This is a genomic window from Paraflavitalea pollutisoli (genome assembly GCF_029360705.1).
Lineage (GTDB): Bacteria > Bacteroidota > Bacteroidia > Chitinophagales > Chitinophagaceae > Paraflavitalea > Paraflavitalea pollutisoli.
Genome location: NZ_JARKMX010000002.1, coordinates 590,897 through 613,380, shown reverse-complemented (window position 1 = coordinate 613,380; position 22,484 = coordinate 590,897). Strand labels below are relative to the sequence as shown.

Sequence of the window (22,484 nt, the reverse complement as noted above, 5' to 3'; positions counted from 1 at the left end):
AGCCAAAAGGAAAAGGCGATGATCAAAAAACTCCCCAACGAGGTGTGGAAACCTTTGCAGTTTCCAGGCTGGAAACACCTCCGTAAAAAGTATGCACTGTCTTCGCACGGTCGCATAGCCAGCTACACAGAAGATGTTATTGAAGATGGTAAATTGTTGCAAGGTTCTTTGACTACCGGTTACCGGACGTTGAACCTGCACCGCCCCGGAAACAATGGCACCCTGTACATTCACCGTGAAATTGCCCGGTTATTCCTCGGTAAGCCCACGGCGAAAAACAAGTATGTGATCCACCTGAATCACAACAAGCTCGACAACACAGTGAAAAACCTGAAATGGGCTTCACTGGAAGAGATGATTAGCCACCAGCAAAACAGCCCGGCTAAGATCGCTTACAAGAAAGTGCAGGCAAACCGCACTGAAGGTCTGAAGCTGAATGCGAACCAGGTGAAGAGCATCAAAAAGGTCCTTTCAGACAAGAACCGGAAGATCACCATCAAAAAGTTAGCGGAAAAATATGGCGTCAGCGAGATGACCATGTACCGCATCAAGAGTGGTGAGAACTGGGGAAGGATCTAAACTCCTCCGCCGGTAAATTTGTTTAAGTGGTGTGTTGGGATGTTAGGGACATCCGCACACCACTTAACTTTTATAGGGCCCCCCTGCGGCCCGGCTTTTAAAAAATAAACGCATGTTGCAATCTGCCACGCTCAAGTTTCTGAAAGACCTTAAAAAGAACAATGACAAGTCCTGGTTCGATGCGCACCGCCCACAATACGAAGCGGCTAAAAAGGATTTCGGTCAATTCATCCAGGCCGTTATAGATAAGCAGGGAAAACAAGATCCCACGATCAAGGAGCTGACCGCCAAAGATTGTATGTTCCGCATCAACCGGGATGTACGATTTTCCAAAGATAAAAGCCCGTATAAGTCCAATTTCGGCGCCAGCATCAACCGGGGCGGAAAGAAATCGATCTACGCCGGGTATTATTTTCACTGCGAACCGGGACAAAGTTTTGTGGGTGGCGGTATCTGGATGCCCATGCCTGCCGAGGTGAAAAAGATCAGGCAGGAGATCGATTATTGCTTCGACGAGTTCAAAAAAATAGTCGGCAACAAGAAATTCCAGGCTGTATATGGAGATTTAGACCGGGGGGAAGAGTTTTCCCTGTCACGGGTGCCCCAGGGATTTGAGAAAGATAATCCGGCTGCCGAATACCTCCGCTTGAAAAGTTGGCTGGCGACCCAGGAATTGAAAGATGCTGATCTTACTTCTGGCGAATTGGTCAAGAAAACCGGCGCCGCTTTTGAAGCTTTGCAGCCATTATTGTTGTTCCTGAACCGGGCCATGGACGAATAGTGCCAGCCTCCCGGGATAAGTTTCCGGAACAAACTCAACCGTTAGTCGGCCCCGCTGGTCCTGGTCCGATTTGGGCAACTGGCCGGTAACGGGTTTCAGCCAAAGCTATCCGTCCTGCATTGATCGGCGAGGTGAAAAATGGTTCCCGCGTAATCGTTCCCAAATGGGATGAACCCACCGGGTTGATCCCATCCCCACATAAAAAGAAGTCCCGCCTTTTGGGCGGGACCGGGAAACAATGGCTATACTTCCCTTATAACAGGTTCTTGGATGTCAGGTATTCTGCAATCTGCACAGCATTGGTGGCGGCTCCCTTACGCAGGTTGTCGCTCACTACCCACAGGTTAAGTGTATTGGGCTGCGTATCATCACGACGAAGGCGGCCTACAAATACTTCATCACGGTCGTGTGCATCCATCGGCATGGGATATTGTTGCGTGCCGGGTTCATCAACCACGATTACACCGGGCGCGCTGCTCAGCAGCTCACGTACTTCTTCCAGCTTGAAGTCTTCGGCAAACTCGACGTTTACGCTTTCACTGTGGCCGCCCATTACCGGGATACGCACGGTGGTAGCTGTAACACGGATATTGTCATCGCGCATGATCTTCTTGGTCTCGTTCACCATCTTCATTTCCTCTTTGGTATATCCGTTGTCGAGGAATACATCGATCTGGGGAATTACATTGAGGTCAATGGGATATTTGTAGGCCATAGGATACTCTTCCTGTGAACCTTTTTCAGCTTTTGCACGCTCACCGAATAGCTGATCTACCGCTTTCTTACCGGTGCCGGTAACACTTTGATAGGTAGATACCACCACACGTTTGATATTGTACTTTTTGTGCAGGGGATTCAGCGCTACCACCATTTGGATAGTAGAACAGTTGGGGTTGGCGATGATCTTGTCGTCCTTGCCCAGTGCATCGGCATTTACTTCAGGAACTACCAGCTTCTTGGTAGGGTCCATACGCCAGGCCGAAGAGTTATCGATCACGGTAATGCCCGCTTCTGCAAATTTGGGAGCCCACTCCAGAGAAGTGCTGCCGCCGGCCGAAAAGATGGCTACAGCAGGCTTTGCAGCAATAGCGTCGGTCATGCTGACGATCTTGTACTTCTTACCCTTGAATTCAACTTCCTTGCCTACTGATCTTTCAGATGCTACGGGAATGAGTTCTGTAACGGGGAAACTGCGCTCGGCTAATACCTGCAACATTTTGGTGCCTACAAGGCCGGTAGCGCCTACTACTGCAACTTTCATGGTGTGTTGATTGGCTTGTTTATAGTTTATGAATATAGACTTGTTGATTCGCCAGCCGATGAAAACAAAACGGCCTTCCTGGTGGGGAAGGCCGTTTAAATATTTTGCTATACAAAGCAGTACTTAGCCTTCCCCATGTCTGGATTGCTTCTTCGTGCGCTTTGTATGTTTCATCATTTTTTGCATAGCGAGCAGCAAATGTAGTCCCCAAACATAGAATCCGCAAATTTTTGTTGGAAAATAAGCGAATGACTACTTAGCGCATTAACCATCACTAAGCGGAAGGTAGCCAGCCAAAGTCTGGTGTTCAGGCACCAGGGGTGTTGCTCGGTCCTTTGATGAATTATTTTAATGTTTAATATTAAGTAGCTATTTTCAAGGCTTGATACACCTGGTAATGACCTGCCAATCCTTTGAAAAACGGTTAACCAATGTCTATAAAACTGCTTGTCATTTTGCTGGCCCTGCCAGCCACTGTGTTGTTTGCGCAACCAGCCCAACGTTATGAAGTGCTTATCACCGAGCTCATGCCCGATCCCACTCCTCCTGTGGGGTTGCCCAACCACGAGTTTATCGAACTTACCAATGTATCAGCGAGGATCATCAACCTGAAAGGATGGAAACTCAGCGATGGCGCAGCGACGGCAACGATCAACCAGGCCATAGACCTGCAGTCCGGTGCCAGGCTCATCGTATGCCCCAATTCGGCGGTTATGCAATTCGAGCCATTGGGACCAGTGGCGGGTGTCAGTAATTTCCCTTCCCTCAACAACGATGCTGATGTGATCTCCTTATATGCACCGGATGGCAGCACGGTTCATACAGTTGCTTACACCGATGCCTGGTACCAGAATAGCATCAAGATCGGTGGAGGCTGGAGCCTCGAGATGATCGACCTCTCCAACCCTTGCGGCAACAACAACTGGAAAGCAGCCATACATGCCAGTGGTGGTACACCAGGCGCTGTCAACTCGGTACAGGCCAGCAATCCCGATGAAATGCCCCCGGCATTGATCAACACCTATTCGCCCGATAGTCTTACAGTCGTGGCTATCTTCGATGAGTCGCTCGACAGTCTTGTGGCCGCGCAGCCGGTCCATTATCAGTTGGATGGAGGCAAAGGCCAGCCGGTAGCAGCGCGTCCGCAGCCTCCCTTGTTCCGCGAAGTAGTGCTCGAATGGGCTACGCCTTTGCCGGCGACACAGGTATTGGGGCTCACCGTAAAAGACCTTACTGATTGCAGTAGCAATACGATCGGCATGATGAACCATGCCAGTGTAGGCTTACCCCAGGCAGTGGCAGCGGGCGACGTGGTCATTAACGAATTGTTATTTAACCCACCGCCTGATGGCGCAGACTATATTGAGTTGTACAATCGCAGCCGAAAGATCATAGATTGTAAACAGCTGTACATTGCCAATCGTTCCGCCACGGGAAAGTTTACGAATGTGCAGCAATTAACGTCTAATCCTCACCAGTTGTATCCGGGCGAATACAGGGTGCTGACAGAGAATGCGTCCTGGCTTCTGCAACATTACCCAAACGCCATAGGCACAACATTGCAACCTTCGTCAATACCTTCGCTGCCTGATGACAGAGGTGTAATAGTGGTGATGGATCAACAGGAAGTAGTCATCGACGAATTGCACTATGATAAAAACTGGCATTCACCGTTATTGGGTAATGAAGAAGGCGTAGCATTGGAAAGGATCGATTATAGTAAGCCTGGACAGCACGCTCAAAACTGGATGTCGGCAGCAGCAACAGCAGGGTTTGGTACGCCCGGTTTACGCAATTCGCAGTTCAGGGCCGATCTGCAGGCAAAAGGTGCGATCACCGTATCGCCCGCCGTGTTTTCGCCCGACAACGATGGCATCGATGATTATGTAACGGTGCAATACCAGGCGGCAGAGCCGGGATGTACCGGCAACATCATCCTGTTTACTGCCAATGGAGTACCAGTACGTCACCTGGCCCGGAATGCCTTACTGGGCAGGGAGGGAACCTTTCGCTGGGACGGGATGGATAATAACCGGCGTCAGCTGCCCTTAGGCACTTATATAATGTATACGGAAATATTTGATGGTCAGGGTAAAACAAAAAAGTTTCGGAATACTGTAACATTAGCACGACGCTTGTAACTAATCTTAAATATTAAAACCATCTTTTGCATGAAAAAAACGCTCTTAGCCATTGCAACAGTATCGACCCTTGCTTTATTCGCCTGTAAGGACAAGGCTAAAGAAGGTAATGCAGAAACAACTGCTACTACTGAGTCCACGAAGGCCAGTGAGGAAACCAGTGCTGCTACCAATGAGCCTAAAACGTATAAGGTGACCTTTACACCCGATACCCTCTACCTGGGCAAAAGCAAAGAACTGTTCGTAAAGATTAAGAATGCCAAAGCCGTGGCTTTGCAAGATCCAGACGGAAAGTCTGAAGGTATTGAATTTACGTATGATCTCGAGCTGACCAATAAGAACCAGGTTGGTGGTAACAGCGTGTTCTTCACGCCCAGCGAATCGAGACTCACCCTCGAAAATGGCAACAACATTACCCAGTATTCCGGTTCTGGAAATGGTGTAGATGCTGAGTCGACCAAGGACATCACAGGCATCACCTATAAGATCCCTGCCGGTAGCAAACCTAAGGGGCTTAACCTGTTCTTCGAAGGTACTCGTGTAACCGTAGCGGTAGCTGTTGAGTAAGCAGCGGCAATAGCTAACACAGGGGCAGGCAGTGAATGCCGGACCTGTACAAAAAAAGGATCGGGGCGCCATGGGCGCCCCGATCCTTTTTTTGTTACTCCTACCGTGAGGTTAGGAATGGGTAAGTTCGATATCGAAATTTACCAGGTTGACGAACTGTTGGATACGCTCGTCGATATCTTGCTGGGTGATCTCTTTCAAACGTTGCGGACCGAATTTTTCCACGCAGAAGGAAGCCATGGCCGAACCTACGATGATCGCCGTCTTCATATTCTCGAAAGAGATATCGCGGGTGCGGGCAATATGACCCATAAAACCTCCGGCAAATGTATCGCCGGCGCCTGTGGGATCGAATACTGCTTCGAGCGGGAGTGCCGGTGCAAAGAAGACCTGGTCGCCATGGAACAACAAAGCACCATGCTCCCCTTTCTTAATGATCAGGTATTTGGGCCCCATCTTCATGATCTCTTTGGCAGCTTTTACCAGCGAGTACTGAGCGCTCAGCTGGCGGGCTTCGCTATCGTTCACCATCAGTACGTCTACCAGTTTCAACGTTTCTTCCAGCTGCGGCATGGCCACTTCCATCCAGAAGTTCATGGTGTCCATTACGATCAGTTTGGGACGGGTTTTCAACTGTGTGATCACCTTCTTCTGAATTACCGGATCGAGGTTGCCCAGCATCAGAAACTCTGCTCCCTGGTAAGATTCAGGCAATTCCGGGTTGAAGTCGAGCAGTACATTGAGGTCGGTTACCAGTGTATCGCGCGAATTCATGTCCATATGGTAGCGGCCACTCCAGAAGAAAGACTTCTTGTCGGGAACAACTTCCACGCCATCCAGCTCAACGCCGCGGCTGCTCAGTTCCTCCATTTCTTCTTTGGGAAAATCGAAGCCTACGATCGACACCTGCTTGATGGGCTGTACGAACTTGCTGGCCGCATAAGCAACATAAGTGGCAGAGCCACCAATGATCTGGTCGGTTTTGCCAAACGGTGTTTCGATAGCGTCAAAGGCCATCGTTCCTACAGAGATCAGAGACATAAAGTATTTGAAATTTTAAGTTGATAATAAACAGCGCGCAAACCTACACGAATTTTGCCAGCTATGAAACCGGGAGCCGGTATTATCTTACCAATATTACCAACTAGCCACGGGCTTTTGCCGGTCACTGCGCTGGTTGTGCCCCTCTTTGCAGGGAGATGGGAAGTCTGGCGATGGGGTGATCGACCTATTCGGGGTTAGGTCGTGGTAGGCCTGCCGGCAACGGACTGTCAAGGGCCGTTAGCCAGAATCTTTTTCACTGTCGCGGATAATTTGGATATTTTCGCTAACAGCTGTTAGTGTTTTATTATCTTTGAACTTTACCGCTTATGGCAAAAATTAAAAGTAACCGTAACAGCACACGTAAAGAGGTCATCATTACCGAAGCTGCCAAACTATTCCGCGAAAAGGGATTCAGCGCTACCTCCATGCGCGATCTCGCTGAGCATGTGGGGGTGGAGGCGGCCAGCCTGTACAACCATATCAGCTCCAAAGCCGAGATCCTGCAGGAGATCTGTTTCAAGGTGGCTAACCTGTTTATGACCCATATAGAAGAGGTCGACAACAGTCCCGTATCGGCCATCGCCAAAATAGAAGCCATCCTGCGCTTCCATATCCGGCAGATGATCGAGCACTACGAAGAGGTATATGTCAGCGACCGGGAGTGGAAACACCTCACCGAGCCCTATATGCAGAATATGCAGAGCCAGCGCCGTGCCTATCGCCAGCGCATTGCTTCCATCATCGACGTAGGAATCCGTAAAGGAGAGATCAAGGATATCGATGCGCCTACGGCCGTGCTCATCATGCTGCATGCCGTAAGCGGTATCGAATCCTGGCACCGCAGCACGCGGAAGATCGAGGGGCATGTGCTCGAAGACAATATGGTCATGATTTTGGTTGAAGGGTTGAAGAAATAATCCCCGCCAGCTATCTAAAACATCGACGATTGGCTACCCATTTTCATACACTTACCATTGCTGCCATACAGAAAGAAACGCCGGAATGTATTTCCGTGCTATTTGAGGTACCGGAACACCTGCGCGAGATTTATCAGTTCAAGCAAGGACAAAACATTACCGTCAAGGCGGTGATTGATGGTGAAGAACTACGCCGTTCCTATTCGATCTGCGGAAACCCCGTCGACGGAGAGTTACGCGTGGCCATCAAAGCAGTAGAGGCAGGCCGCTTTTCACCCTGGGCCAATCGGCAGTGGCAAAAGGGTGATGCGATAGAGGTGCTCCCCCCAACGGGCCGCTTTTTTACCGAGCTTTCTCCAACACATCGGAAACACTACCTCGCCATTGCGGCAGGTAGCGGTATTACCCCTATTCTGTCTATCATCAAGGCTACGCTGGCCATTGAGCCCAATAGTAAGTTCACCCTCCTTTACGGAAACCGCAACCGCGCTTCCATCATCTTTCGCGAGCAACTGGAAGCGCTCAAGAACAGGTACATGGACCGGTTTGCCCTGCACCATATCCTCAGCCGGGAGAAGACCGATTCTGTGATCAACCATGGCCGTATCGATGCGGTGAAATGCGATCAGTTTCAACAACTCATCAACCTCGCGGGAATGGATGAAGTCTTCCTCTGCGGGCCAGAGGCCATGATCTTTTCCGTCAGGGATTGGTTCGAAGCGAAGGGTGTCGATAAAAAGAAAGTGCACTTTGAGTTGTTCACCACGCCCGGCGACGCCCGTGCGGGCAGCAAGGCTGCCGCCCACGCAGAGGAGGCCAGTAGCGCTGGCAAGACCAGCCGCGTGACTGTAAAGCTCGATGGCATTGCGGTCGATTTTAACCTGCCTTATGAAGGGGCATCTATTCTCGATGCGGCGATGTACGAAGGCGCTGATCTGCCTTATGCCTGCAAAGGTGGGGTATGTGCCACCTGCCGGGCCAGGCTGGTCGCTGGCGAAGTGGAGATGGACGTCAATTATGCCCTGGAGCCCGAAGAGATCGAACAAGGTTTTATCCTCACCTGTCAATCGCACCCCCGCAGCCCGGCGGTGATGATCGACTTCGACGTGCGGTAGCCGTTTCCTGCTTTTAAATGATGCCCCTTACGCCCAGCAGAGATTGGGATCTGCGGTCACCATTTTTTACGCCAGGATTTTGAGATTTCCATACCGCGCTTATTTTTGGTGCATGCAAAACATCCGCAACATCATTTTCGACCTGGGCGGCGTGCTGCTCAACCTCGATATGCAGCAAACCGAAGACGCTTTCACTTCCATGGGGGTGAAGAATTTCAAAAGCCTTTTTGCCTTAGGTCATGCTGCTTCCTTTTTCAAAGAATATGAAATTGGGGTCATTGACGACGATCAATTCATTACTTCGCTACAAAACCTGGCGGGAATCCAGGCTGAACGTGGGGAGGTGATTGCTGGCTGGAATGCCATGTTGCGAGATTTTCCGGCCGAAAGGGTAAAATTGTTACAACGGCTCAAATCCCAATACCGCCTGTTCTTGTTCAGTAATACCAACGCCATCCACCTGCAGTCTTTACAAGACTCCTACAGCAATAGCTACGCCGGCAGCCGGCTCGACGACCTGTTTGAGAAAACCTGGTATTCGCACCACATCAAACTGCGCAAACCCGAATTGAAGGCCTTTGAATATGTGCTGCAGGATGCAGGATTGCAGGCGGCTGAAACCCTGTTTGTCGACGATGCGCTCGCCAACGTGGAAGGCGCCAGGGCCGTCGGCTTGCAGGGGTACCACCTCGAACCCGGTAAAACAGTGCTGGACATCCCCTGGAAGTTCTAGTCCACTGCACTGGCAAAGCACAGGGGTTTAGAGCAGTGCCAGAACTGTGACAGAACTGTGCCAGAATAGTGCCGGAAGACCGGCTTGGGCATTCGCCTGGTTTTTATCCCAAAAAAGTCCGGAAAGCCATGAAATCTTATCAACTGGATCAGCTTAAACGGGGTTTTGGCTATATTTGATGGTAATGTTTTGCGTACCAATAAGTTGCTATTGGCCTGCGAATTGCCTATGGTATGCCTGAGGATTGCCTGGATACTGGGGAAAACCGGGTCTCTTTCATTGAGCGCGCAGGCATACCGTAGGCAATTAGAAGAAAATTCGTTGGCATCCCGGTGGCAAACCGGTGTTGCTGGCCCAGGACCAGCTCATCACTTCTACGAAACAGGCCGGAAACTCCTACCATACTGGTACTGCTCTATAGAGGATCCATACCAGTTCCATACCAGTAGTATACCAGTTGCATAGGAGTAGTACCGAATACCCGATACAGTCCCGGCTACAAGAAAGGCAGGCCGCACCCTTAAAACGGAGTTTGCAACCAATTACTGCCCCTTTCCCGTCTTACGGTGCAGTTTGATCTGAAATAGTAATTGTCGCCAGTGTCTTCGCGGCGATTTCTGGAAAAAACAGGAAGGCTCGACCCCTGGCGGGTGTTGGAAGGAATTCGTGCAGAAACGCCTGGAGGTTATTTAAGCTCTTCAAAATCGATATAATCGCCCGCCTTTTCTTTGGGGGAAGCTGCATGCTGCTGCGTTTGTGCGGATGAAGATGGCTGGTATTGCTGCTGTTGTTGTTGAGCCTGGTTCATGTGTTGGCGAAAATCTTTCACCTGGCGACGCATCTGGCGCGACACCTTGATAACAGGCCACAGGAAGTTGACTACAAACCTGTAGAGAAAATATCCAAGCAATATCCAGAGAATAACAGGTAACATAATGATGGCAAATGTACTATCGATAACGGTAGCCTGCACCGTTTTGTTATGTTAAAATGTAATTAGATCAGGCACCCGTTCAACGAAAACCCGCCCAACTGTCGTAAATACCGGATTTGGAGTGAATGTAACATTTACCTTACCTTTGCATCGGAAAAGAAGCAAAGAGAAGGGAACGGGGACGTTCCCTTCTTTATTTCCTACGCAGGTTATGAGTATAGATACACAGATTTCGACGATTGAAAAGATGTTACAGGAACTGCTGGCGGAAGATCCGGCGCACTTCCTGGTGGAAATTAAGATCAAGCCCACCAACAATGTAAAAGTGTACCTGGATGGAGACCAGGGTATTACTATTGAAAAATGCATCAGCATCAACAGGGCCTTGTATAAAAAGCTGGAAGAAACAGCCCTTTTCCCGGGTGACGATTTTTCGCTGGAAGTCTCCTCTCCCGGTCTGGATGAACCATTGAAGTCGTTTCGCCAGTATAAAAAGAACGCCGGCCGCCTTGTAGAGGTATTGCTGAAGGATGGTGTGAAGGTCGACGGCAAACTGCTGGAGGTGCTGGAAAATGAGATAGTGGTGGAAGAAACCAAGGGAAAAGGAAAGAAAATGGAAGTTATCCAGCATCGTTTCCCATTCGAATCAATAAAATCAACTAAAATTCAAATAGTGTTTTAAGCCCCGGACACCTGTCCCCGTTTTGCTGCTTTCAAACAGTAGAATGCCCCAGGCCGGTGAACAAGTTTAAAAATGTAGTATATGGCAAGTATTAACCTTATTGAGGCTTTTCAGGATTTTAAGGAAGCGGAAAATATTGACCGTCCCACGATGATGAAAGTGGTAGAAGACGTGTTTAAAACATTGCTCCGGAAGAAATTCGGCAGTGATGAAAATTTTGACGTTATCGTAAATGCTGAAAAGGGTGACCTGGAGATCATGCGTCGCCGTACTATCGTGGAAGATGGAGCTGTTCAGGACCCCCTGGCAGAAGTGCAGTATAGTGATGCCGTAAAAGTAGCCCCCGACTTTGAAGTGGGTGAAGAACTTTATGAGGAAATAAACATCCTTGACTTCGGTCGGCGCGCCATCCTCGCTGCCAAGCAAACCCTGGCCAGCCGGATCAGCGACCTGAAGAAAAACGTGCTTGTCAAGAAATATGGTGACCGTGTAGGCGATATCATCAGCGCTGAAGTGTACCAGGTTTGGAAAAAAGAGATCCTACTGCTCGATGAAGAGAGCAATGAGTTGATACTGCCAAAATCAGAACAAATTCCCCAGGACTATTTCAAGAAAGGTGAGAACACCCGTGCAGTGGTGAAGAAAGTAGAACTGAAGAATAACTCTCCCGTTATCATCCTGTCCCGCACTTCGCCTTCATTCCTGGCCAAACTGCTGGAAATTGAAGTACCTGAGATTTTCGACGGACTGATCGTCATCAAAAAGATCGTACGGGAACCCGGCGAAAGAGCCAAGGTAGCCGTAGAGTCTTATGACGACCGTATCGACCCCGTAGGTGCCTGCGTAGGCATGAAAGGTAGCCGTATCCACGGGATCGTTCGTGAGCTGAAGAACGAAAATATCGACGTGATCAACTGGACCAATAATATCCAGCTGCTCATCCAGCGTTCGCTGACTCCCGCCAAGATCACCAGCATGGAGCTGGACAACGATAAAAAACAGGCAAACGTTTACCTGAAGCCCGACCAGGTTTCTCTGGCCATTGGTAAGAAAGGTGTGAATATCAAGCTGGCACAGGAGTTAACTGGCTATAGCATAGACGTTTACCGTGATACTGAAGGTGAACCCCAGGAGTTCGATATCTCGCTCGAAGAGTTTAGCGATGAAATTGAAACCTGGATCATCGATGAATTTAAACGTATCGGTTGCGATACTGCCCGCAGCGTACTCGACCTCACACCCGAGGAGCTGGAGCGCCGTACTGACCTCGAAAGAGAGACAATCGACGAGGTACGGAAAGTATTGAAAGAAGAGTTTGACAAGGGATAATCGGCAAGTTGAGCACTTTAAATGAAAAATTAACCGTGCAGATGGCCTAATTTGTGGCAGATTTGCAGATCGGATGGCAAATAATGACTTTTATGACGCCCGCCGATTGGTGAAGTTTTAAGACCTTTACTGCCTGTTTGACTGATTATTTTTCAATGCCAGACAGCAAACAAAACAAAAAATTGTCTTACAATAACGAATGGCAGAAACATTAACACCCAGATTGATGGCCGCGGCCAAAGAGTTCAACATCGGTAAGGAAACACTGGTGGACTTTTTGGTTGGCAAGGGATTTGACAAAGACGATCTTAAACCTACGTCCAAGTTGTCGGAGGATATGTATCGTGCTTTGCAACAGGAGTTCCAGAGCGATAAGGTGGCAAAGCTGAAAAGCGATCAGATCGACCTTCCCAAAGGAAGCCTGGAAGCTAAGAAGAAGAAGGAAGAGGAAACTGTCGTATTCAAGAAGGATGCGACACCAACACCCGTTGTTCCCAAGAAAGAGGAAGAAAAGAAAGAGGAACAACCGCCTCAGCCTCCAGTTCAGCAGCAACCACCGGTCGTAGTGGAAGAACCCCAGGCCCCCGTCGTGGTGGCCGAGGAGCTCGCTCAGCCTGAGGTGACGAAAGTGGAAGCCCCCGAAATTGAAGGCCCCAAGGTTTTCGATAAGATCGACCTGGATGCGATCGATTCTTCTACCCGCCCCAAGAAGGTGGTCAAGAAGAAAGAGGAAGAGGTAAAGCCCGAGCTGCCCCAGCCCGAAGAAAAGGTGGCGGAGCCTGTAAAGGCCGAAGAGCCCAAACCAGAGCCCGTGGTAGAGCAGCCAGCGCCGGTGAAAGAGCCTGAGCCGGAACCCAAGCCGGTCGTGGAGAAAGAACCCGTGAAGGAAGTCGTGGCCGAAGCATCACCCGTTGTGGAGCAGAAAGAAGAGCCCCAAGCCCCTCTCGTCGTTCAGGAAACAAAAGAAGAAGAAGTAGGTCCCGTGATCTCAAATATTAAGGCAGAAAAACTCGAAGGTCCCAAGATCCTCGGAAAGATACAGTTGCCTGTTGCAGGTGACAGGAATAAGCCTACTGTGCAGCCGCAGCCCCAGAACCAGGGAGCAGCCGGTGCCAACAGCGAAGAAAAGCGCAAACGTAAGCGTATTCCGATCGAAAAGAAGGATCAGCAAACCCCGCAACAGCGTGCCCAGCACCTGTTCAAAAAGCCCGAAGGCAACCAACAGCAACGTCCGCATGGCGGCCAGCAAGGTGGTCATGGTGGTCAGCAAGGTGGTCAGTTCAGGGGCGGACAAAATCGTCCTGGTCAACATGGTAATCGCCCGGGTCGCCCGACGATCAGCCGTGAGCCGAAAGAGATCAACGAAAAGGAAATTCAGAATAAGATCCGCGAAACACAGGCTAAACTGGCCGGCACAAGTGGCCGCGGTAAGAGCCTGAAAGCGAAATACCGCCGTGAGAAACGCCAGGAAATGGCCGATCAGGACGGAGGCGATATGCAGGATAACAAGCTGCAAGTAACGGAATTCATCAGCGTAAGCGAACTGGCGACCCTGATGGATGTAAGTTTTGCAGAGGTGATCAGCAAGTGTATGAGCCTTGGTCTGATGGTGTCTATCAACCAGCGTCTCGACGCAGAGGTGATCGAGCTCGTGGCCAATGAGTTTGGTTATGAGGTCGAGTTCATCGACATGGAGAAGCAAATGCAGATGGAGGAAGAAGAAGAGGTGGATGATGAAGCAGACCTGAAGCCACGTGCACCGATCGTTACGATCATGGGTCACGTTGACCACGGTAAAACCTCCTTGCTTGACTATATCCGCAGTGCCAACGTAGTAGCTGGTGAGTCGGGTGGTATCACCCAGCACATCGGTGCCTATGAGGTAACGGTAGCCAACGGAAGAAAGATCGCCTTCCTAGATACGCCTGGTCACGAAGCGTTTACCGCGATGCGTGCGCGTGGTGCCAAGGTAACGGATATCGCCGTGATCGTGGTAGCTGCCGACGACGCTGTGATGCCGCAAACCCGTGAGGCTATCAGCCACGCACAGGCTGCCGGTGTACCGATGATCTTCGCCATCAACAAGATCGATAAAGACGGAGCGAATCCTAAAAAGATCTACGAACAACTGGCCGGCATGAACCTTCTTGTGGAAGAATGGGGTGGTAAATACCAAAGCCAGGAGCTCAGCGCCAAGAAAGGCCTGAACGTAGACCTCCTCCTCGAAAAAATATTGCTGGAAGCCGATTTGCTTGATCTGAAGGCTAATCCCGACAGAGCAGCTACCGGTACCATCATCGAAGCGACCCTCGACAAGGGCCGTGGTTATGTGGCCACCGTACTGGTACAGAACGGTACGCTGAAACAGGGTGATCTGGTAGTATCCGGACAACACTTCGGACGTGCAAAAGCCATGTTTAACGAACGGAACAAACGTGTTGACGACGCACCGCCTTCTACGCCTGTGCTGATCCTGGGTCTCAATGGTGCACCCCAGGCCGGTGAAACCTTCAAGGTTTATTCCGACGAGGCAGAAGCCAAAGAAGTGGCCAACCGTCGTGCACAGATCCTGCGTGAACAAGGTATCCGTACGAAGAAACATATTACCCTCGATGAGATCGGACGTCGTCTGGCATTGGGCAACTTCAAACAGTTGAACCTGATCATCAAGGGTGACGTGGACGGTTCGGTGGAAGCCCTGACCGACTCACTGCAGAAACTTTCTACGGAAGAGATCGTGGTGAGCGTGGTATTGAAAGGAGTGGGTGCCATCACCGAGAGCGATGTGCTCCTGGCAACCGCATCGGATGCGATCATCGTTGGTTTCAACGTACGTCCTTCTGCCCAGGCCAATCGCATCGCAGAGAACGAAGGCGTGGAAATCAAGCTGTACTCGATTATCTACAACGCGATCGACGAGATCAAGAGCGCGATGGAAGGTATGTTGGAGCCAAAGATCCAGGAAAAGGTCGTGGCCAACGTCGAGATACGCAACGTCTTCAAATTCGACAAAGCAACGGTGGCTGGTTGTTTCGTACTGGATGGAAAGATCCTGCGCAACTCCAAGATCCGCGTTATCCGCGACGGTATCGTGGCTTATCCCAAAGGCGAAGGACAAAGTGCCGAACTGCAATCGCTCAAGCGCTATAAAGATGACGTCAAGGAAGTTGTTTCCGGTATGGAATGCGGCCTGACCATCAAAGGCTTCAATGATATGCAGGTTGGTGACATTGTAGAAGCTTTTGAAATAGAAGAAGTAAAGAGAACATTGTAAAATAGTCGAAAGACCGGTAAGGGCATGCAGAGCCATTGGGTCTTATGCCTTACCGGTCTTTTTTTTCAAACTTTTGTTAATTAACAGAAAGCCTACCCCTTTTTGTGTTGTTCAAAAGGTACATTTGAGCTTATCATCCAGAAGAACATGAAGCATTTTTTTACCGTATTTGCTGCCCTCTTGTTGGTAACTGTCACTGTTGCCCAGGCACCCCGAAAAGTAGTTGCTGATAAAGTTGTTGGTATCGTAGGAGACAAGATCATTTTACGGTCTGACGTATACAACGAAATTCTCGATCGCCAACGCCGGCAGGAACCGGTACCTGAAAATGCTGAATGTCTCATCCTCGACCAGATCCTAGGCATGAAGGCTTTGGTGTTGCAGGCTGAAAAAGACTCCCTTCTGGTAACGGATGATGAACTGGAAGCCCTGCTCGACAACCGTATCCGCGCTTTCGTGCAGATGTATGGCGGTAAAACAAGGCTGGAAGAAATCGCAGGTCGTACCATTTACCAGATCAAAGAAGATTTCCGCCAATCCATCAAGGAAGGTAAATTGGCCGAGAACATGCGCGATAAGATCGTCGGCAACCTCAAGATCACCCCCAATGAAGTAAAAGACTATTTCGATAAAATCCCCAAAGACAGTTTGCTGTTCTACGAATCTGAAGTGGAAGTCGGTGAAATTGTGCTCTATCCCAAGGCCAGCCGCGAATTGGAAAAACTGGCGATGGATGAACTGGCTGAATGGAAGCAACAAGTGGAAGCGGGCAAACAGAAATTTGATGTACTCGCCCGCTTGTATACAGAAGATCCGGGCAGTAAAGAAACAGGCGGTCAATACTCCATCAACCGCACTGAAAAGAACTGGGACCCTGCTTTCATCAACAACGCTTTTCGCTTGAAAGACAAGCAGGTATCTCCTGTATTCAAATCCAAGTTTGGCTATCACATCATTTACATGGAAAGCCGCTCGGGCGATGATGCTCTGGTACGCCACATTCTCCGTGTACCCAAGATCACCGATGCAGAGATCAACGAAGCGGTAAACAGGCTCGACTCCGTTCGCGCAAGACTGATCGCTGGTACCATCATATTCGGTGAGGCGGTGAACAAATACAGTGAAGATGACAACTCCAAGTTTACTGGTGGCATGCACCCACCGGTGACCATCGACCAGCTCGATAAGGACCTGGTAGAAATGATGGCTAAAACAAACATGAAGGTGGGTGAGTTTTCCAAGCCAACCGCTTTTAAAGATGAGCGTGGCAAACAAGGCGTACGTATCGTATACCTCAAGTCCAGAACAGAACCCCACCGCGAAAACCTGAAAGATGACTACGATCGCGTTTCACAACGGGCCCTGGAAGTAAAAAAACAGCAGGCGTTGGAGAAATGGTTCGGCACCAAGATACCTTCCTATTATCTGATGATCGATAGCGACTTTACGCATTGCCCCAACCTGGGTACCTGGTACCAGTACGCCAATAAATCAGGTAAATAGGGGGAAACCCCTACATTGCGTAGAAAGTAGGATCACTTGTCGGTTAAGCAATCCCTTTCAAGTAATTTGTTCAGCATTTATTATTTGAGTTGCTAAGGGATTCTCAACTTTCATTCTATTTATCGCAGTGCCTGTGCCAGCACAATTAAATATAACTACACCTTATTCCGAAATGCCTGTCATGGTTCGTATTGCCGTAGGGCAATTACATTGCCTGCAAGCCAACGAAGCATGGTGCCATTTTACGGGATCAGTCGCAGACGAATTGTTTGCAGATGGCTGGTTGCAATGGGTACATGCTGATGATCGCCCGGTCATCACGACCCAATTCGAGCAACACGCATCCGATGGTTTACCTTATACGATAGAGTACCGCTTGCGTACACGGCAGGGAGAATACCGCTGGGTACGCGACAGCGCCGTTCCGAAATATACCGAGCAGGGCATATATGAAGGCTATGTCATTGCCACTGCCGATATACATGACTGGAAGAAAGCCATCGATGCGGCATTTGCACAGGCCCAAGCTGCGAATAGTGTATCTGACATCGTTATTGCCACCGACCTCGATTTCTGCGTAACGGTATTCAATAAGGTGGCCGAGCAGACCTATGGTGTCGATGCCGCCGAAGTGCTCGGAAAACCTATCCGCGAAAGTATTCAACACAAATACCCCGATTGTACGCGCGAAGAAGCGCTGTATGAATTATACCTGAACGGATCCTGGCAAGGGCCGGCCTTTTATGATCGTACTGATGGTAAAAGGATTTACATGGATTGCCACCTCGAGTTTATCAAAGACCGTGAAGGACGCAGAATAGGCGTGGTCGGCATCCATAGAGACATCAGCAAGTTGCGCGAAAGAGAAAACAGTCACTACCAGCAGGAGCAGTTGTTGCTGCTGGAGAAACACGTGCTGGAGTTGACGGCGCAGCCTGGCGTTTCACTGAAGACCATTGTCGATAATTTCCTCGAAGGCATCGAAGCATTTTTCCCGGGCATGATGTGTTCGGTGATCATCGTCGACCCGGACGATGGGCGGCTGACGCATCTGTCGGCCCCGAGCATCCCTACAGAGTTTACCAGCAAGGTGCGCGAATTGCGTCCCGGACCGGCGGTGGGCTCCTGTGGTACCGCCATCTACCGGAAAGAAATGGTCATCACGACTGATATCTACACCGATCCGCTATGGCATGGCAGCCATGAGGTGGCCGATATATTTGGCTTACGTTCCTGTTGGTCGTTGCCCATTATCAACGGACAGAACTTGGTACTGGCGACTATTGCAGCTTACCACAATGTGGTCAAAAGCCCTACCCGGGAGGAGCTCAATTTGCTGGAGCGTATCCGCAATCTCTTACTCATCATCATCGAAAATAAAAATGCTGAAACACGCATCAGCGCCAGCCATGAACGTTACCTGCTGATAACCCGTGTCACCAACGACGTTATCTGGGATTGGGATATTGTCAACAAAGATCACACCCATTGGGGAGATGGATTTTACTCCCTGTTTGGCTACCGTCCCAACAATGTACGAACGGCTGCCGGTTTTTGGGAGTCGTGTCTGCATCCCGACGATCAGGACCGTGTGTTGAAAAAGCTCGAGCAGTTTATCCTGGGTAATCGCTCGCGGGTGTGGGAAGATGAATACCGGTTCCGCAAGGCCAACGGCGACTATGCACTGGTACATGATCGGGGCTTTCTCATTTTCGATCATGAGGGCAAGATCAACCGGATGGTAGGTTCTATGCAAGACATTACCGAAAAGAGAGAATTGGAAAAGCAACTGCTCAAACAGGAGCTGGACAAGCAAAGCATGGTAGCGCAGGCGGTGGTGAATGCGCAGGAAAAGGAGCGGGCTGATATTGGTAAAGACCTGCACGATAATGTAAACCAGATATTGACCACTGCCAAGTTGTACCTCGAGATGATACAGCATGGTGATGTGGATGGCGCTCAACTCATCAACCGGGTATCCGATAGTATTGCCGAGGCGATCAACGAGATCCGCACGATATCGCGATCACTGGTGCCGGCCAGTATTGGCGACCTTGGCCTCGTGGTATCCATCCAGGATCTTGTCGAAAACATCAATGCGGCCCGTCAACTGAAAATGGAATTTGAATATCAGGGCGACGTAGATGCAACGATTGATGAAAAAAAGAAGCTGATGTTATTCCGCGTGATCCAGGAGCAGGTGAACAATGTAATCCGTCATGCCAATGCGTCGCTCACAGTCATTAACCTGTCGGTCGATGCAGAAGGGATCAACCTGTCGGTGAAGGATAATGGCGTTGGATTTGAGCCGGAACGCGTAAAGGTGAAGAAAGGCGTGGGCTTGTCGAATATCGTCAGCAGGGTACAGCTGTTCAACGGAACGGTAAAGATACAGACAGCCCCCGGACGAGGATGTACTATACTTATCAAAGTGCCGCTATAAAAAGCAAAAAACCTTACTATGGAAAAGATCAGTGTCTTAATTGCCGACGATCACAAGCTAATCAGGGAAACCTGGAGTTATATTCTGAACAATGACCCACGTTTCATGGTAGTGGCAGAATGCGGCGATTCGGAGGAAGCAGTAGAGCATGCCCGGAACAAGAAGCCACAGATCGTATTAATGGATATCAATATTGCCCCTATATCCGGTTTTGAAGCTACCGAAAGGATCCGGAAGCTCTCTCCCGGTTCCCGTGTAATAGGTATCTCGATGCACTCACAGCCAGCCTACGCCAAAAAAATGCTGCAGATCGGTGCGCGGGGGTATGTGACTAAAAACTCCTCGAAAGACGAAATGATCGAAGCCATTCTTGTGGTGCATGGGGGTAACAAATACATCTGCGATGAGATCAAGAACAATATCTCCGAGCTGGTGCTCGACGAAAAGCAGGAGGTGCCTAATGTAAATGCCCTGACCGGCCGCGAAATCGAGATTATCAACCTGATCAAAGAGGGGCAATCTTCAAAGGAAATCGCTACGCACCTCAAAATATCGTTGAAAACGGTGGAAGTACATCGCCACAACATTCTCAAGAAGCTCAAGTTAAAGAACGCCGCTTCACTGGTAAATTACATCAACAATCTCGCTACCAGCCTCTAACAGAGGCGAGCAAATGTCCACCCCTGCCGGTTCTACTTTACACTTACGCCAGCTAGGGGGATACCCTTAAATAATTCTGAAAAAATTGCATACATCATTGAAAAACGGTGTGGTGAAGCGTGCATAATTGACGAAAATCAAACAAATTGCACCCGAATCCAATACCTGTTATGACCGGGCCCTACTTTAGACCAGGAATTTTGAAACCGTATACTATGAAAAAAAGCTGATCCGCTGGTATTTGGATACCAGTCACGCAGCGTAAGATCCAATCCTGTTGAAGAAACCACCCCCAAGTTCCTATGAAAACTGGGGGCTTTTTTTAGCTACTGGTCTGGTTAACGTTCATCCCCCTTGGCTCCGAACCACCCGACTTCCTGCGGTTTAATGTCTTCTGATCCCCGGTTCCTCTAATCCAAAAAGGTTGCTCCTTCCTCCTGGCCGTTGTTACTGCTCCCTCTGAAATGTTAATGTTGTTACATTGAACTATGCCGTCTTCAACGCGTTATAGGAAAACCAGAAACTATTCCTAAATTTGCGCCCTTAACCAGGAGTTAATCCATGAGTGATGAAATAAAGCATGAATGCGGACTGGCATTCATTCGTTTACGCAAGCCGTTCTCCTATTATCAACAGCGTTACGGTACAGTAATGTGGGGCCTTAACAAGCTGTACCTGCTCATGGAAAAGCAGCACAACCGCGGCCAGGATGGCGCAGGAGTAGCAGCTGTAAAATTAAATGTTGAGCCAGGTTATCCCTTCCTCAACAGGATCCGTAGCAACGCCAATCAGCCCATCGCCGACATTTTCACCAAGATCAACAATGAAGTAAAGGAACTGGAGCAATACCAGCCCGACCTGATGAAGCACCCAGGCTTGATGAAGGGTAATATTTCTTTCGTTGGTGAGTTGCTGTTGGGGCATCTGCGCTATGGTACCCAGGGTAAGAACAATGTTGAATTCTGCCACCCTTTTATCAAACGCAATACGATTCCTTCACGCAACCTGGCGCTGGCCGGTAATTTCAACCTTGTCAATACCGACGAGTTGTTTAACCTCATCAATGTGGAGCCGGGCGATTTCCAGAAGCAGAGTGATCTGGCTGCCATGATGGAAGTGTTACACCACTTCACCGTCAAAGCCGATGAGGCCAGTCAGGAAAACCTTGATGTGCTGGATATCCTACGCAAATCGGTGCCCCTGTTTGATGGTGGATTCACTGTAGGTGGTTTGCTCGGCAACGGCGATTCCTTTGTATTCCGGGATGCACATGGTATACGTCCCGCTTATTATTATATAGATGAAGATGTGATCGTAGCTGCTTCTGAACGTTCACCTATCCGTACAGTATTTAACGTAGGGGAGAATGAAGTGCAGGAGCTGATGCCAGGTAAGGGGCTTATTGTAAAATCCAATGGCGATTACAGCATCGACACGGTAATAGAAGCCAAGGAGCGTCGTGCCTGTAGTTTCGAACGCATCTATTTCTCTCGTGGCAGTGACGAAAAGATCTACCGCGAAAGAAGTGCCCTCGGTTATAACCTTTCCGAGCAGGTACTGAATGCCGTGAACCACGATACCAAGAATACGATCTTATCTTTTATACCCAATACGGCTGAAGTGGCCTTCTTTGGTTTGCAAAAAGGGCTCAATGATTACCTGAACACGGTAAAAATGGAGCGTATCCTTTCCTGGGGAAAAGACATTACCGAAGATAAGTTGGCGGAAATGATCAACCGCAAGATCAGGGTAGAGAAGGTGGCGATTAAAGACGTGAAGATGCGCACCTTTATTACGGCCGATACAAGCCGCAATGAAATGGTGCAACACGTCTACGATATCACTTATGGTACCGTAGAAAAAGGGAAAGACACCCTGGTGGTGATCGATGATTCCATTGTACGTGGTACCACGTTGAAAGAATCGATCGTGCGGATGCTGGCGCGCCTCGAGCCCAAAAAGATCATTGTTGTTTCTTCAGCTCCGCAGATCCGTTATCCGGATTGTTATGGGATCGACATGAGTAAGCTGGGTGATTTCATCGCGTTCAGAGCGGCTATCGAGCTCATGAAGGACAAGGGGATGGAAAAGAACTTGCAGGACATCTATGACAAGTGCAAGGAGTTGCAGCGTCTCGACAAGCTGCACACGGAAAACCTCGTGCGCCTGGTCTATAAGCCGTTTAAAGCGGAGGAAATATCCGATAAGATCGCCCAGTTGATCACGCCCAAAGACCTGAAGATACCGGTACAGGTTATTTTCCAGACAGTCGAATCTTTGCACCGTGCCTGCCCTACTAATACGGGCGATTGGTATTTTACCGGCAACTACCCCACGCCGGGCGGTAATAAAGTCGTGAATAAAGCATTCATCAATTATATGGAAGGCAAAAATGTCAGGGGTTATTAATCCCTGGCATTTTCCTTTTAATCCACGCCCAACCTCCTGCTCCGTAGATTTGCGCCCGCAACGGGTCAAAAAAATCATAAACATACTATAGGCTGGGAACGAAAGTTTCAGA

Annotated in this window: 17 protein-coding genes; 14 read left to right on the top strand and 3 right to left on the bottom strand. The window is 49.4% G+C overall.

Annotation, left to right across the window (positions count from 1 at the left end; genetic code table 11):
• Window positions 1–18 precede the first annotated feature (18 nt).
• Both P2W70_RS07260 and P2W70_RS07255 read left to right on the top strand, forming a co-directional pair.
• Entirely contained in the window at window positions 19–579 is a 561-nt protein-coding gene (locus P2W70_RS07260) for a helix-turn-helix domain-containing protein (RefSeq protein ID WP_275824491.1), read from the top strand.
• Between the two features lie 112 nt (window positions 580–691).
• Window positions 692–1,360, top strand: a complete 669-nt coding sequence (locus P2W70_RS07255; protein ID WP_276480773.1) for a DUF2461 domain-containing protein — start codon at window positions 692–694, stop codon at window positions 1,358–1,360.
• A gap of 253 nt (window positions 1,361–1,613) precedes the next feature.
• Here the strand turns inward: P2W70_RS07255 and P2W70_RS07250 are convergent, their stop codons facing one another.
• Window positions 1,614–2,621, bottom strand: coding sequence for an aspartate-semialdehyde dehydrogenase (locus P2W70_RS07250; protein ID WP_276480772.1), 1,008 nt, complete (start codon window positions 2,619–2,621; stop codon window positions 1,614–1,616).
• Window positions 2,622–3,052: 431 nt separating this feature from the next.
• Between P2W70_RS07250 and P2W70_RS07245 the strand changes: the two genes are divergently transcribed.
• Window positions 3,053–4,762, top strand: coding sequence for a lamin tail domain-containing protein (locus P2W70_RS07245; RefSeq protein WP_276480771.1), 1,710 nt, complete (start codon window positions 3,053–3,055; stop codon window positions 4,760–4,762).
• A 30-nt stretch (window positions 4,763–4,792) separates the two neighbouring features.
• Window positions 4,793–5,329 (top strand): hypothetical protein, encoded by a 537-nt coding sequence (locus P2W70_RS07240; RefSeq protein ID WP_276480770.1) that lies wholly within the window; start codon window positions 4,793–4,795, stop codon window positions 5,327–5,329.
• A 111-nt stretch (window positions 5,330–5,440) separates the two neighbouring features.
• Here P2W70_RS07240 and P2W70_RS07235 read toward each other — a convergent pair whose 3' ends face one another.
• Window positions 5,441–6,370: a PfkB family carbohydrate kinase gene (locus tag P2W70_RS07235; protein ID WP_276480769.1), complete on the bottom strand. Its 930-nt coding sequence runs from the start codon at window positions 6,368–6,370 to the stop codon at window positions 5,441–5,443.
• Between the two features lie 329 nt (window positions 6,371–6,699).
• On the opposite strand from P2W70_RS07235, the gene P2W70_RS07230 reads away from it, so the two are divergent.
• The 3 genes from P2W70_RS07230 to P2W70_RS07220 all read left to right on the top strand — a co-directional run bounded on the left by P2W70_RS07230 (window position 6,700) and on the right by P2W70_RS07220 (window position 9,138).
• Window positions 6,700–7,290 carry a TetR/AcrR family transcriptional regulator gene (locus tag P2W70_RS07230; protein WP_276480768.1) on the top strand — a complete coding sequence of 197 codons (591 nt, stop codon included), beginning with the start codon at window positions 6,700–6,702 and terminating at the stop codon, window positions 7,288–7,290.
• Between the two features lie 29 nt (window positions 7,291–7,319).
• A complete protein-coding gene (paaE, locus tag P2W70_RS07225) occupies window positions 7,320–8,405 on the top strand; it encodes a 1,2-phenylacetyl-CoA epoxidase subunit PaaE (RefSeq protein ID WP_276480767.1) in 1,086 nt (361 codons plus the stop codon).
• A 112-nt stretch (window positions 8,406–8,517) separates the two neighbouring features.
• A complete protein-coding gene (locus tag P2W70_RS07220; protein ID WP_276480766.1) occupies window positions 8,518–9,138 on the top strand; it encodes an HAD family hydrolase in 621 nt (206 codons plus the stop codon).
• Between the two features lie 685 nt (window positions 9,139–9,823).
• Here the strand turns inward: P2W70_RS07220 and P2W70_RS07215 are convergent.
• A complete protein-coding gene (locus P2W70_RS07215) occupies window positions 9,824–10,072 on the bottom strand; it encodes a DUF4834 family protein (RefSeq protein WP_276480765.1) in 249 nt (82 codons plus the stop codon).
• Between the two features lie 211 nt (window positions 10,073–10,283).
• On the opposite strand from P2W70_RS07215, the gene P2W70_RS07210 reads away from it, so the two are divergent.
• The 7 genes from P2W70_RS07210 to P2W70_RS07180 all read left to right on the top strand — a co-directional run bounded on the left by P2W70_RS07210 (window position 10,284) and on the right by P2W70_RS07180 (window position 22,372).
• Window positions 10,284–10,754 carry an LSm family protein gene (locus P2W70_RS07210; RefSeq protein WP_276480764.1) on the top strand — a complete coding sequence of 157 codons (471 nt, stop codon included), beginning with the start codon at window positions 10,284–10,286 and terminating at the stop codon, window positions 10,752–10,754.
• A gap of 81 nt (window positions 10,755–10,835) precedes the next feature.
• On the top strand, window positions 10,836–12,083 hold the full coding sequence (gene nusA, locus P2W70_RS07205) for a transcription termination factor NusA (protein ID WP_276480763.1): 1,248 nt from the start codon (window positions 10,836–10,838) through the stop codon (window positions 12,081–12,083).
• A gap of 199 nt (window positions 12,084–12,282) precedes the next feature.
• Window positions 12,283–15,357: a translation initiation factor IF-2 gene (gene infB / locus P2W70_RS07200; RefSeq protein ID WP_276480762.1), complete on the top strand. Its 3,075-nt coding sequence runs from the start codon at window positions 12,283–12,285 to the stop codon at window positions 15,355–15,357.
• 147 nt (window positions 15,358–15,504) lie between these two features.
• A complete protein-coding gene (locus P2W70_RS07195) occupies window positions 15,505–16,860 on the top strand; it encodes a peptidylprolyl isomerase (protein ID WP_276480761.1) in 1,356 nt (451 codons plus the stop codon).
• Window positions 16,861–17,041: 181 nt separating this feature from the next.
• A complete protein-coding gene (locus tag P2W70_RS07190; protein ID WP_276480760.1) occupies window positions 17,042–19,303 on the top strand; it encodes a sensor histidine kinase in 2,262 nt (753 codons plus the stop codon).
• A gap of 18 nt (window positions 19,304–19,321) precedes the next feature.
• A complete protein-coding gene (locus tag P2W70_RS07185; RefSeq protein WP_276480759.1) occupies window positions 19,322–19,963 on the top strand; it encodes a response regulator in 642 nt (213 codons plus the stop codon).
• A 561-nt stretch (window positions 19,964–20,524) separates the two neighbouring features.
• A complete protein-coding gene (locus P2W70_RS07180; protein WP_276480758.1) occupies window positions 20,525–22,372 on the top strand; it encodes an amidophosphoribosyltransferase in 1,848 nt (615 codons plus the stop codon).
• Window positions 22,373–22,484 lie beyond the last annotated feature (112 nt).

What these genes read in the sequence shown, in the direction of transcription:
- P2W70_RS07260 (WP_275824491.1), top strand. Translation starts at nt 19, where the DNA reads ATGATCAAAAAACTCCCCAACGAGGTGTGGAAACCTTTGCAGTTTCCA.
- P2W70_RS07255 (WP_276480773.1), top strand. Translation starts at nt 692, where the DNA reads ATGTTGCAATCTGCCACGCTCAAGTTTCTGAAAGACCTTAAAAAGAAC.
- P2W70_RS07250 (WP_276480772.1), bottom strand. Translation starts at nt 2,621, where the DNA reads ATGAAAGTTGCAGTAGTAGGCGCTACCGGCCTTGTAGGCACCAAAATG.
- P2W70_RS07245 (WP_276480771.1), top strand. Translation starts at nt 3,053, where the DNA reads ATGTCTATAAAACTGCTTGTCATTTTGCTGGCCCTGCCAGCCACTGTG.
- P2W70_RS07240 (WP_276480770.1), top strand. Translation starts at nt 4,793, where the DNA reads ATGAAAAAAACGCTCTTAGCCATTGCAACAGTATCGACCCTTGCTTTA.
- P2W70_RS07235 (WP_276480769.1), bottom strand. Translation starts at nt 6,370, where the DNA reads ATGTCTCTGATCTCTGTAGGAACGATGGCCTTTGACGCTATCGAAACA.
- P2W70_RS07230 (WP_276480768.1), top strand. Translation starts at nt 6,700, where the DNA reads ATGGCAAAAATTAAAAGTAACCGTAACAGCACACGTAAAGAGGTCATC.
- P2W70_RS07220 (WP_276480766.1), top strand. Translation starts at nt 8,518, where the DNA reads ATGCAAAACATCCGCAACATCATTTTCGACCTGGGCGGCGTGCTGCTC.
- P2W70_RS07215 (WP_276480765.1), bottom strand. Translation starts at nt 10,072, where the DNA reads ATGTTACCTGTTATTCTCTGGATATTGCTTGGATATTTTCTCTACAGG.
- P2W70_RS07210 (WP_276480764.1), top strand. Translation starts at nt 10,284, where the DNA reads ATGAGTATAGATACACAGATTTCGACGATTGAAAAGATGTTACAGGAA.
- nusA (WP_276480763.1), top strand. Translation starts at nt 10,836, where the DNA reads ATGGCAAGTATTAACCTTATTGAGGCTTTTCAGGATTTTAAGGAAGCG.
- infB (WP_276480762.1), top strand. Translation starts at nt 12,283, where the DNA reads ATGGCAGAAACATTAACACCCAGATTGATGGCCGCGGCCAAAGAGTTC.
- P2W70_RS07195 (WP_276480761.1), top strand. Translation starts at nt 15,505, where the DNA reads ATGAAGCATTTTTTTACCGTATTTGCTGCCCTCTTGTTGGTAACTGTC.
- P2W70_RS07190 (WP_276480760.1), top strand. Translation starts at nt 17,042, where the DNA reads ATGGTTCGTATTGCCGTAGGGCAATTACATTGCCTGCAAGCCAACGAA.
- P2W70_RS07185 (WP_276480759.1), top strand. Translation starts at nt 19,322, where the DNA reads ATGGAAAAGATCAGTGTCTTAATTGCCGACGATCACAAGCTAATCAGG.
- P2W70_RS07180 (WP_276480758.1), top strand. Translation starts at nt 20,525, where the DNA reads ATGAGTGATGAAATAAAGCATGAATGCGGACTGGCATTCATTCGTTTA.